This is a genomic window from Embleya scabrispora (assembly GCF_002024165.1).
GTDB lineage: Bacteria > Actinomycetota > Actinomycetes > Streptomycetales > Streptomycetaceae > Embleya > Embleya scabrispora_A.
On sequence record NZ_MWQN01000001.1, the window covers coordinates 3663866 to 3675884 of the forward strand.

Genomic DNA, 12019 nt, shown 5'->3' on the forward strand with positions numbered 1-12019 from the left:
GGGGCTCGTGCGGCCGACGGAAAGGCGAGCGAGCCGGACCGACACTGGTGCGTCCGGCCGCCAACGCTGAATACTTACCGCGGCTGGGGGGCCGAGGTGTGTCGCCTCCTGAGCGTTTCCGTTCCGGAGGTATGTCCCCGTGCCCGATTCGCCTACGACCGGAGCCGTGCGGTACGGCAGCGGTGGCTCCGCGACCGGCAACGACCCCGGTCTCGATCGGTTGAAGACCGTTCTGAGTACCTGGCAAAGTTCCCTACTCGACCTCGGCGGCCGGAATCGCCTGCTGAACTTTCGTCACACGAGGGTCGCCACCCTGGAAATCAGGATGCCGGATGCCTCCGCCGTACAGGCCGGGTTGGCCCGCGGGTGGTCGTTCGCCCCGGTCGAGGGCGACGAGCCCGTCATCGACGGTGCGGGCACGCAGGAAACCCCGGTCGACGGCGAGACGTACTACACGTACGACGGCCCCATGACGATCGGCGGTACCGAGCGTGCCGCCGGCCTGGTGACGCAGAAGAACACGCAGGCCGGTCTGGACGCATCGCTCTACGAACTGCGGCAGAAGTCCGGCCAGATGTACAACGACTACGGCCTGTGGGTGCTGTGGCTGGGCATCGGGATGCTGGACTGGCGGGAGGCGGGTGCCGAGACGACGAGTTCCGCTCCTGTGCTGCTGGTACCGGTGGAGCTTCGCCGGGACGACCGAAGGCGGACGCGCCTGTATCCGGCGGAGGGCCAGGACGCGATTCACAACCCCGCGCTCGCGGTCAAGCTGGAACACCTGGGCGTCGACTGGAGCCCCGTGGCGGACTGCGACGCCATGGATCCCGAGGCGATCCTGTCGGCGGCCCGGGAGGTCGTGCGGTCGCAGGAAGGCTGGTCGGTCGACGAACGTGTGGTACTGGGCCTCTTCGCCTCCCATAAGGAGGCCATGTACCAGGACCTGCAACAGAACAGAGAGCGCATACTGGCTCATCCGCTGGTACGAGCCATCGGCCTCGGACCCGACGCGGGGTTGCCCGATGACGTGATCGGTTTCGACCCACCCGAGATCGACCGGATCGATGAGACGCGGATGCCCGAGCAGACGCCACTCGTGCTCGATGCGGACTCCTCACAGCGGCAATGCATCGCCGCCGCGCTCGACGGCCGTTCCTTCGTCATGAGCGGTCCGCCCGGCACGGGCAAGAGCCAGACGATCACCAACATGATCGCCACGCTCATGCATGCGGGGCGCACGGTGCTGTTCGTCAGCGAGAAGGCCGCAGCGCTCGACGTCGTGCGGAACAGGCTTCGAGGCGTCGGCCTCGGGGACTTCGTGATGGCCTTGCACAGCGGCGATACCGGTAAAAAGGCCGTGGCGAGGGAACTCGAACGGGTGCTGACCACCGAAGTGCGGATTACCGGCGCGGCCGAGCACGAGCTCGATCGGGCCCGGCGACTGCGTGAGGAACTGTCGGCCTACGCCGCGGCGATGAACCAGATCCGTGAGCCGCTCGGTCGTTCCCTCCACGATGTGTTGGGTCGTCTGGTCCTCCTGGAACAGGCGGGTACTCCGCAACTCACGCTGGGCGCCAGGAGTAGCGACACGGTCCGGCGATTGGGCGCAGGGCAGCTTCGGTCGCTCGTTGAAGCGGCCGGCGCCGTGAGCAGAGCCTGGCGTCCGGCCGCCGACCGCGAGGCTTTCGTTTGGCACGGGCTGAAGAAGGACGCCACACCCTCCACCCGTCTCGCCGAGGCAAACGACGCGCTCGCGGACCTGCGCACGATCGTCGAACGTCGCCCGTTCGAGGCCACGACGCCCGAGCCGCGCACCGTGCGCGAGATACGCAAGGCCGTGGCGACGTTGGAGGCCGGGCTGCCTCGACGGGACCCGGCCGTGGCCGGCTCGGTCGGCAGCGCCCTGGGGGACGATCTCTCCAGCCGTCTCGCCCGGTTGGCCGAGCTCTTCGGACTGCCCAAGCCGGAGACCGTCGAGGCGACGTTCGTATTACTGGAACTCTCCGACCTGGCCTCCGCATCGGTGCGGCCGCCCGAGCGATGGTTCGACCCCGAGGGACTTCGTGAAGCGCACCAAGCCGCCGGCGAGTTGCAGTTCGCCCTTGCCGCCTGCGCAGCCGCCCGTGCGGCGGCGGAGGACCTCTTCGGCGAACAGGTCCTCCACGCGGAGGAGTTGCCTGGCCTGATCGAACGATTCTCCGAACGCCACCGGGGTGTGTTCGGGCGGCTGACCGGACGGTATCGCGAGGATCGGGCGGCGGTTGCCGCGTTGAGCCGTGCCGGTACCTGGGACAAGGCGCTGCCCAGACGCCTGGGCGATGCCCTGGCCTGGCAGCACGCCGCGGCCGAGGTTGCTCGATTGATGTCACACCACGCCGAGGCGCTGGGTGGCTGTCTGCCCCGCGACGAGGATGCGCTGCCGACTCTCCGCCTGGCGCTGTCCAGGGCGGACCGCATAGCGGAAATCGCCCGAGGGACCGACGACAGAGAGGCGCTGGTTTCCCTACTGGGTGCCTGCTCCGACCCGGACCCACAACCAGGGCTGATCGCTCGTGACATTCGCGGTCTGCTGACGGTCTGGTGTGACGTGGCAACGCGCCGCGCCGATCACTGGTCGGAATCCTCGATCGCGCTGCTGGATGTTTTCGTGGAGCATCGCCGGGTCGGATTGTCCGCTGCCCTGTGGGGCACTTTCGAGCAGGCCCGGGAGGTCCTCGACGAGCTTCGGGCGGATGCCCATGGGCCGGAGGAATGGCAGGCATACCGCGCCGGGCTGGATGTTCTGGCGCGTTACGGTGTCGATGACCTCGTCCCGCGTGCCGTGGAGCGACACGTTCGGTCCGAGCAGTTGCCCGCCGTCGTGGAGCAGGCAGTGCTGAAGTGCTGGGCCGACGATCTACTTGCCGGTGACCCCCGGCTTGCCATCACGCGTTCCGCGGACCTGGACGCGCGGGTGATGGATTTCCGGGAAGCCGACCGCCGTCTCGTCGCCGCCGCGAGCGGAGCCGTGATCGAGGCGTGCAACAAGCGCCGACCGCGCCGGCACACCGGAGGCGCTGCCTTGTTGATCAAGCGACAAGCAGAGCTGAAGCGGCGCCATCTGCCGGTGCGTGAACTGCTGAGCCGGACCCGCGAGGTTGTCCGGCTGATCAAGCCGTGTTTCATGATGAGCCCTTTGACGGTGAGTCAACTGCTGCCGGCGGATCATCATTTCGATGTCGTGATCTTCGACGAGGCATCACAGGTCCGCCCTGCCGACGCCATCAACTGCATATATCGGGCGAACTCGCTGATCGTGGCGGGCGACGAGAAGCAATTGCCGCCCACGACCTTTTTCGATGCGGCGGTGGAGGACGATTCCGACCAGTACGACGAGGACGTTCCCGACAGCTTCGAATCACTTCTGCACGCTTGCAAGGCGGGTGCTCTGCGCGAGTTGTCTTTGCGCTGGCACTACCGCAGCCGTCACGAGGATCTGATCACCTTCAGCAACAGATCTTTCTATGACAACTCCATGGTGACTTTTCCGGGAGCGGTGGAGTACGGCAACGACATCGGTGTCGAGTTCTTTCACGCGTCCGGTGTGTACGACCGGGGTGGTCGGCGGGACAATCGTGCGGAGGCGGATTTCGTCGCTCGGCGCGTCATCCATCACTTCGACACCCGACCCGATCGCACGCTGGGGGTCGTCGCGCTTTCCCAGGCCCAGGCGTCGGCCATCGATCAGTCCGTTCGACAGGCCCGACTGCGGCGTCCCGACCTGGATCACTGCTTCACCGAGGACCGGCTCGACGGGTTCTTCGTCAAGAACCTCGAGTCGGTCCAGGGTGATGAGCGCGACGTCATGATCATGTCTATCGGGTACGGCCCCGACGAGCACGGTCGGCTCGGTGCGAACTTCGGGCCTGTGAACAAGGAGGGTGGTTGGCGTCGACTCAATGTCGCGGTGACCCGGGCCCGCTTTCGTATGGAGGTCGTGGCGTCCTTCCGAGCCGGTGATCTGGCGGACGGCGCGAATCAGAGCGTTCAGCACCTCAAGCGGTATCTGGAGTACGCCGCGCAAGGGCCCGCCGTCCTGGCGCAGGACGTCACGCATGTCGACGCCGAACCGGACAGTCCGTTCGAGGAGTCCGTCCTCCGAGTACTGCGCGACTGGGGCTACCACGTGCGGCCACAGGTCGGCGTTGCCGGGTACCGCATCGACATCGGCGTCCGTCACCCGGAGCTTCCCGGCGCCTACATGTTGGGCATCGAGTGCGACGGGGCGATGTATCACTCGTCGAGGACGGCTCGTGATCGTGATCGATTGCGGGAGGAGGTACTCGCGGGGCTGGGTTGGCGGCTCCACCGCATCTGGGGCACCGACTGGTATCGCGGACGTGCGGCCGCCGAGCTGAGGTTGCGTGAAGCGGTGGAATCGGCGGTGTGGCGGGAGCCGACGCCGGACCTCGCGGTGGCGGGTTCGGCAGTGACCGTCCTGCGCGATGAGGAGCGGGTCACGAACGCCGGGATGCCCGACCGGCCCTGCGATGAGCCGATCCCGTCCGAAGCTCGAGAAACCGAGAGGTTGTTGCCGAGGATGACGGTGCCGCCCGAGCACGAGCGTGTTCCGGTCGAGACCGAGTCCGACCGCCCATGGAGCTCTCCGTACGAAACATGGGAGGCGAGCGCCTCCTCATCATACGAACTGCACACTCCGGAAGCCCGGCCCGAGCTGCTGATCGTGCTGAAACGGGTAGTCGAGGTCGAGGGCCCGATTCATGAGGAACTGTTGGTGCAACGCGCCCGGGAGGCATGGGGTGTGGCCCGGGCAGGCAACAGGATCCGCGACAATGTACGGGAAGTGGTGCGTGCTCTCGTCCGTGCGGGACGGATCGTGGTCGCCGGCGACTTTCTGGACCTGGCCGGTAGGCAGGTACCGAACGCGCGATTTCCACAGGACGGTTGCCCCCCGCGCAAGGCCGCGCACATCGCCCCGGTCGAACGGCAACGTGCCCTTTACGAACTGGCCGCCGAATGCCCTGGCATGTCACGGGAGGAACTGGTGCGGCACGCATGTGAGTTGTTCGGCTGGCGACGCATGGGCCGGGACATCCGGGGCTTCCTGGACTCCGACATCGACGAACTGCACCGCCGGGGGAGGTTGCGGGATATGGACGGGCGCATCACGGCGGAGGGATGACCCGCCGGGCGGGCCTGCCCTGCCCCGGCCACCTTGACGCCGTATGGTTTGTCGGCCCGTCGTCGGGCTCGGGCTTGCGATGGGGGTCGGTGACCCGACGCGCCGCACACGGGCATATGACGGCCCACTCGTCTTGCGCGGTGCCACGCCTTGGTGCCGTCCGTCACCGGGTCACGCACCGGCCCTGGCACACGTGAGCGATTCGGCCTCGCGAGGTCGTCCTCCGCGCCACGCGTGCGGGTGAAGCTTCGGGCGGGGGGCGTGCCGCGAGGGGGGACGGGGCGGTCGGGGGCCCAGGATCGGGGCGGTCGACCCGAGATCGTGCCGGCTTCGGCCGGCGGGATCGCCAGTGCCGGAGGTACCCGTGTCCACCGCGTCCCCCACCCGAGTGCGCCGTGCGGGCGCCGCGGTATTCGCCTGCTGTGTCGTGCTGTTCGGGCCGGCGAGTGCGCGGGCCGACGTGCCCACCGATCGGGTGCGGCCGGTGGCGGACCCCCAGCCGGTGACGAACCCCCGACCCGTGGCGGACCTTCGGCCGATCCCGCCGCCCGTGCCGCCGGCGCCGCCCGGGCTGCCCGGGCCGCGTGCCTTCGCCGACGTGGTGGGCACCCGCGCCGGGCAGTCGGTGAATGTCGCGGTCCTGGCCGACGACACCGGCGAGGGGCTCGTCGTGCTCTCGCACACCAACCCCGAACACGGTCTGGTCTTCCAGGCCGAGGACGCGACCGGGACGGACGCCGTGTTGCGCTACACCCCGGGGCCGGGCTTCGTCGGCCGGGACGACTTCCGCTACACGGTGAGCGACCGGTTCGGGCGGCAGGCCACCGCGAACGTGCGGGTCGAGGTGACACCGGCCACCGGCCGGGTACGGGAATCCACCGCGAGCCGCGTCGTGGACCGACTCCGCACCGCCCCGACCGACGCGGCGAGCCGGCCGCGCTCGGCCGGGGCCGGGTCGGGCGGACGGGTGCTGCTCGTCGTGTTCCTGGGCTCGGCCGTGCTCGGCGCCGGCTTCCTGGCCCTGGTCGCGCGGCGTCGTCGGCCGCGCGCCCGGGCGGCTCACGCCTTCCGGTCGCCCTGGGCCGATCGGTAGACCCCGTACAGCACTTCGGCGATCCCGAGGATCAGCAGCACCACGCCGAGCTTTCCGGGTTCGAACACGGGTGGGTGCACATCGTCGGCGAACAGCTTCAGGCCCGCGCCCACCAGCGCGGTGACCACGCCGGCCACTATCGAGCCGCGTGCCTTGGCCACGGTCCGCCTCCTCCACTCGACCTGCGGATACGCCTACGAGGCTAGGGCCGCGTCCGGCGTCGGCACGCCCTCCCTCGGGACGAAGCGGCGTACACACTTCGGCCTAGAAGCGCGGGCCTGCGACGCGCGGTGCGCGGCGGTCGCACGTCCCGAAGAGCCGATCGCGGGTAGGGGGTCTATCCCTACCACCAAGTGGCCGGCCCACCCCATGGGCGGGCGCTTCGGGCACTTCTAGCGTGGATTCGACGCCGCCCACGGGGAGCGGCCGAGCCGGCTGGAGGGTCACCGTGGGCGGGCAACCGACACGCGAGCGGGAGTGGGACACGAGCGGAGCGAGGCATGCCGACGCCGGGGAACCGGCGGTCCGGCTCGACGCGGTTCGCAAGGTCCACGGGAAGGGCTCCGCCTCGGTCGCCGCGCTCGACGGGGTCTCGATCGCCTTCACGCCCGGCTCGTTCACCGCCGTGATGGGGCCGTCCGGCTCGGGCAAGAGCACCTTCCTGCACTGCGCGGCCGGCCTGGACCGGCCGACCTCGGGCGCGGTCACCGTGGCCGGGCAGGATCTCGCCGAGCTGAACGAGAACGCGCTGACCAAGCTGCGTCGGGAACGGATCGGCTTCGTCTTCCAGGCGTTCAACCTGCTGCCCACGCTCACCGTGGAGCAGAACGTCACCCTGCCGCTGCGCTTCGCCGGCAAGCGGGCGAACCGGCACCACATCGCCGAGGTGATCGCGCGGGTCGGCCTCACCGACCGGGCCCGACACCGCCCGCACGAGTTGTCCGGCGGCCAGCAGCAACGGGTCGCCATCGCCCGCGCGTTGGTGGTCCGGCCCGCCGTGCTGTTCGCGGACGAGCCGACCGGCGCGCTGGACACCCGGACCGCGGCCGAGGTGCTCGGGCTGCTCCGGGAATCGGTACACGTCGACGGCCAGACCATCGTCATGGTCACCCACGACCCGGTCGCCGCGTCCTACGCCGACCACGTGGTCTTCCTCGCCGACGGTCGGATCGCCGGCCGGCTCGCCGCGCCGACCGCGGACGCGATCGCGGACCGGATGACCCACCTGGGCGCCTTCGAGGCCGGCCCGGGTCGGTCGGTGGGCGGGGTGCGCTGATGTGGGGACTCGCGCTGCGCACGCTGCGCTTTCGGGCGGGCAGCTTCGTCGCGACCTTCGTCGCGCTGTGTTTCGGTGCCACCGTGGTGATGGCCTGTGGCGGTCTGCTCGAGACGGGCGTTCGCAACAACGCCCCGCCGCAACGCCTGGAGCGGGCCTCGTTGGCGGTGATCGGCGACCCCACCTACACCGGCCCGCGCGACGGCGACGGAGACCGCGAGCGGGACTACGCGCTGGGTGAGCGCGTCCCGTTGGACGAGGGCATGGTGGAGCGGGTGCGCGGCGTCGCCGGGGTGCGAGCGGCGGTCGGCGAGCGTACCTTCCGCACCGCGCTGATCGGTCCCGACGGCAACCGCAGGGCCCAGGGACACGCGTGGGAGTCCGCCCAGTTGACGCCGTACACCCTGGCCGGGGGCGCCGCGCCGGCCGGGCCGGACGAGGTGGTCCTGGACACCACGCTCGCGCGCCGCGCGGCGGTCGGGGTGGGCGACCGGGTCCGAATCGCCGCACACGGCGGGGCGCGCGCCTACCGGGTCAGCGGAATCGCCCGGCCCGCGCGCACGGTGCCGCAGGCCACGATGTTCTTCGCCGCGGCCGAGGCCGACCGGCTGTCCGCGCCCACCGGCGCCGTCGCGGACATCGCGATCGTGGCCGCGCCGGGCACCGACCTCGGCGCGCTGCGCAAGGCGGTGTCCCGCGCGGTGCACGACGAGCGGACCCGGATCCTGGCCGGGGACGATCGCGGCGCGGTCGAGCATCCCGAGATCCTGGCGAACAAGTCCGACCTGATCGCGCTGTCCGCGGTGTTCGGCGGCCTGGCCGTCGCGGTCGCGGTGTTCGTGGTGGCCGGGACGATCGGGCTGTCCGTACAGCAGCGGCGGCGCGAGTTCGCGCTGATGCGGGCGATCGGCGCCACCCCGCGCCAACTGCGCCGGATGTTGCTCGGCGAGACGCTCCTGGTCACCGTGCTCGCGGCGGGCGTCGCCTGGTTCACCGGCCCGGCGGCCGGGCGGGTGCTCTTCGATCGGCTGGTCGCCTCGGGCATGGTCGCCGAGACGGTGGAGTTCGAGCAGGGCTGGATCCCGGCGGTGGCCGCGGCGGGCGCGGTGCTGCTGACCGCGCTGGTCGGCGGGCTCGTCGGTGCCTGGCGGACGGTGGCCGCCAAGCCGACCGAGGCGCTGGCCGAATCCGCCTTCCGGCAGCGCTGGTTCAACTGGTTCCGGTTCGTGCTCGCGCTGATCGCGCTGGCCGGCGCCACCGCGCTGGGCCTGGTCACGATGTACGTGCTGGAGGGGCCCATGGCGGGGAGCACCGCGGGTCCGGCGGTGATCTGCGCGACGATCGGGCTGGCCCTGCTCGCTCCCGGATTGACCAAGCTGCTCGTCTGGATCCTGTACCGGCCGCTGGGCGCGCTGACCGGGCGGTCCGGGCGGATCGCGATGCTCGGCGCGCGGGTCACCTCGGTCCGCATGGCCTCGGCGGTCACCCCGATCATGCTGGCGGTCGCGATCAGCACCGGGGAGTTGTACCTCCAGACCACCACGACCGGACAGGCCGAGCGGGTGTACACGGAAAGCCTGCGGGCCGACGCGGTGCTGACCGCCGCGGTGGGCGGCGTGGACCCGGGCCTGGCCGAGCGGGTGCGGACGATCCCGGGCGTGGCGAGCGCGAGCGCGTACACCGCGAGCGCGGGCTTCGTGGAGAACCCGCGTGTCACGCCGGACAGCCGGCACGGGGTGCCGATGCGGGGCGTCGACGTGGACACGGGCCTGGCAACGGTCGGGGTGACGGCCTCCGCCGGCTCGCTGGCCGAACTGCGCGGCGACACGGTGGCGTTGCCGAGGGCACTGGCCCGGTCGATCCATCGCGGGCTCGGCGACACGATCCGGCTGCGACTCGGCGACGGCGCCTCGGCGGACGTCCGGGTGGTCGCACTGTTCGAGAGCCGGCCCGGCTACGACACCATGCTGCTGCCGGTGTCCCTGCTCGCGCCGCACACCACGGACGGGCTGCCCGCGCAGATCCTGGTCCGCGCGGCCGAGGGCACCGACCCCGACCGGCTGGTCGCCGCGCTGGGCGCCTGGGCCAAGGAGTACCCGGGGTTGCGGGCGGCCTCGCGCGAGGCGCTGCTCGAAACGCACGCCGAGGAGTCGAAGACCCAGGCGTGGGTCAACTATCTGATCATCGGCATGCTGACCCTGTACACCGCGTTGTCCCTGGTCAACTCGCTGATCCTGGCCACGCACAACCGCCGCCGCGAGTTCGGGCTGCAACGCCTGAGCGGCGCGACCCGCGGCCAGATTCTGCGGATGTCGGCGGTCGAGGCGACGCTGACCACGCTGATCGGGGTCCTCCTGGGCACCGCGGCGGCGGCCGCGGCGGTGGTCCCGTTCAGCCTGTCGCTGACCGATTCGTGGCTGCCCATGGGCTCGATCCGGATCTACGCGGCCGTGGTCGGCACGGCGGCGGTGCTGACCTTCGCGGCGACGCTGCTGCCGACCTGGAGGGTGTTGCGGACGAACCCGGTGGCGGTGGCGCAGGGCTGACCGGCCCGGTCGCCCGGGCCGGGGCGGCGGTCGACGTACCGTAGTACCGGCCGTGTTCAGGCCACCGACCGCTCGCCGCCGGGATCCACGTCCAGCACGCGCAGACAGAAGCCGACCATCGCCTCGGCCCCGGTGCCGCGTGCGGCCGGCCGGGGAGAACCGTTTCGCTCACTTACAGGACTGCGCGTTGCCGGGTGGTTCGTCGCCGACGGTCGCGACGAACGATCGGCTCGGTGGCGGGTGCGATCGAGGTCGGACACGCCGGGTGAGGCATCCGGGTGATGATTCGTGACTCTTGCTCCGGTTCTTTCTAGCCTCGGGCCGAGACACCGATCGGGGATCGAGGCCGTCGAGCGCCGAGGCCGTGTCCTCGGTCCTGCCGGGACTGCGCCCCCGGCAGGATCGGGGAGACGGTCCCGACCGGCGGTGCTCGGCGGCATGCGCACGAACCGGACCGCGCAGAGGAGCACATCGATGACCGCCCCGAGCCGAGCCCCCGGGCACCCCGCGCCCGACCCGCTCTTCGAGCACACCCCCGATCCGCTGCGCTACACGCGGCTCGCCGCTCCGATGCGGGCGCGTCGGGGGCCGATGCCCGCCGGCGTCGCGGCGGTGGCGACCGTGGCGCTCCTGGTCTGGGCGATGCGCCCGAAGCGTCGGTAGCTCACCGGGTCGCGGCGTCCTTCGCCCACGCGTGCAACAGCCGCCGGGTCGCCTCGTTCGCGCCGGGCCCGTACCTGGCCGGCGCCGTCGCGGCGATCACGGCCCGGACGTCCGCCTCGGCGAGCCCCGCGCCTCGCGCGTACTCGGCGGGCAGCGCGGCGTCCAGCGCCTCGGCGACCTTCGGCTCGGCGACGTGCGCGAGGATCAATCCAGCCAGGTCCTCGCCCGGCAGTCCGTAGCCCGCGTGCGACCAGTCGAGCAGCACCACGTCCTCGTCCCGCGCGATCAGGTTGCCCGGCCGCAGGTCGAGGTGGCACAGCAGGTACGGGAGTTCGGCGACCCGGGTCGCCAGCGGCCCGACGGGGGACGGACGTTCGAACAACCAGGACGGCCCGAGCGGCTCGGTCGCGGCCTGCGCGGCGCCCAGGCGGTGGGCGAAGTCGGCCCAACGGTCGGGATCCCACTCGGTCCCGGCCACACCATGGACGTAGTCCAGCCACAGCGCCACCGACCCGTCGCCGCGCTGATCCACCCGCAGCGTCCGGGGCGCGGTCAACCCGTGCGCGGCGTAGACACCGGCCGCCAGACCGCTCTCGTACGCCTCGACCTCCCGGGCCCAGTAGCGCGGATTGGCCGGCGCCGTGCCGTCCGGTGTGGCCAGCTTGAGCACCGCGTCGGCATCGCTGCCGAGCACGTGCCAGATGTCGGAACGGGTCGACAGCGGGGCGGCGTCCAGGGGCGAGCCCAACTCGGGCGGGACGGATTCGATGCGCACCGGCGGCGGTGCGGCGGACTCGGACAGGGTCGACTCCGGGGCGGGATGTACCGGTCGATGGTGGACCGGTACGTCAGCGGAAGGCCGGGGCGCGGGGTGGGCGTCGGCGCCCGATGTGGTGGCGGTAGCCGAGTACCGACGCGTGTCGACGGGCGTGCCGGCCGCGGCCCGAGCGCACCGTGTGGTGGTCGGTCGGTCGGCGCTCGGCCGAGCGCCCGAGCGGCGCCGGAACCGGGAGCGGGATCGGCGCGGCGGCGGCCGGTTCGATCGCGGGGCGCGCGGTCGACGGCGGATGCGGTGGCGCGGGTGAGGTCAGCGGCCCGAGCAGGCGGTCCTCCAGCCAGGCGAGTCCGGGTATCAACAGGAACATCACGATCGGTGCAAGCAGAGCTAGGACCAAGTACATGAGTGCCGCCTGGGGTGAGCTCGTCCGGGCCGTAGTAGCCCCCTAGCCGGTGGCGAACGGCGCAAACGTGACGGTTAG

8 protein-coding genes are annotated in these 12019 nt (G+C 71.2%); 5 read left to right on the top strand and 3 right to left on the bottom strand.

The window, feature by feature from the left end; translation table 11 throughout:
• Positions 1-166: 166 nt before the first annotated feature.
• Positions 167-5182 carry a DUF3320 domain-containing protein gene (locus B4N89_RS16205; RefSeq protein WP_235618647.1) on the top strand — a complete coding sequence of 1672 codons (5016 nt, stop codon included), beginning with the start codon at positions 167-169 and terminating at the stop codon, positions 5180-5182.
• 364 nt (positions 5183-5546) lie between these two features.
• A complete protein-coding gene (locus B4N89_RS16210; protein WP_143657984.1) occupies positions 5547-6275 on the top strand; it encodes an Ig-like domain-containing protein in 729 nt (242 codons plus the stop codon).
• Here the strand turns inward: B4N89_RS16210 and B4N89_RS16215 are convergent.
• Positions 6242-6436 (bottom strand): DUF5708 family protein, encoded by a 195-nt coding sequence (locus B4N89_RS16215; RefSeq protein WP_078976537.1) that lies wholly within the window; start codon positions 6434-6436, stop codon positions 6242-6244. The genes B4N89_RS16210 and B4N89_RS16215 overlap by 34 nt on opposite strands.
• Positions 6437-6723: 287 nt before the next feature.
• Here B4N89_RS16215 and B4N89_RS16220 point away from each other — a divergent pair, with 287 nt between their 5' ends.
• The 3 genes from B4N89_RS16220 (at position 6724) to B4N89_RS16230 (ending at position 10760) form a co-directional block, all read left to right on the top strand.
• Positions 6724-7551: an ABC transporter ATP-binding protein gene (locus B4N89_RS16220; protein ID WP_101897099.1), complete on the top strand. Its 828-nt coding sequence runs from the start codon at positions 6724-6726 to the stop codon at positions 7549-7551.
• Complete coding sequence (locus B4N89_RS16225) at positions 7551-10097, top strand: FtsX-like permease family protein (protein WP_078976539.1); 2547 nt, start codon at positions 7551-7553, stop codon at positions 10095-10097. Before B4N89_RS16220 ends, B4N89_RS16225 begins: the two co-directional genes overlap by 1 nt.
• A gap of 474 nt (positions 10098-10571) precedes the next feature.
• On the top strand, positions 10572-10760 hold the full coding sequence (locus B4N89_RS16230) for a hypothetical protein (RefSeq protein ID WP_143657985.1): 189 nt from the start codon (positions 10572-10574) through the stop codon (positions 10758-10760).
• A gap of 1 nt (position 10761) precedes the next feature.
• Here the strand turns inward: B4N89_RS16230 and B4N89_RS16235 are convergent, their stop codons facing one another.
• Positions 10762-11535 (bottom strand): phosphotransferase, encoded by a 774-nt coding sequence (locus tag B4N89_RS16235; RefSeq protein WP_161500736.1) that lies wholly within the window; start codon positions 11533-11535, stop codon positions 10762-10764.
• 73 nt (positions 11536-11608) lie between these two features.
• The gene (locus B4N89_RS49820; protein WP_161500737.1) at positions 11609-11941 is read right to left on the bottom strand and encodes a hypothetical protein; all 333 of its coding nucleotides are present in this window, start codon (positions 11939-11941) and stop codon (positions 11609-11611) included.
• Positions 11942-12019: the final 78 nt, after the last annotated feature.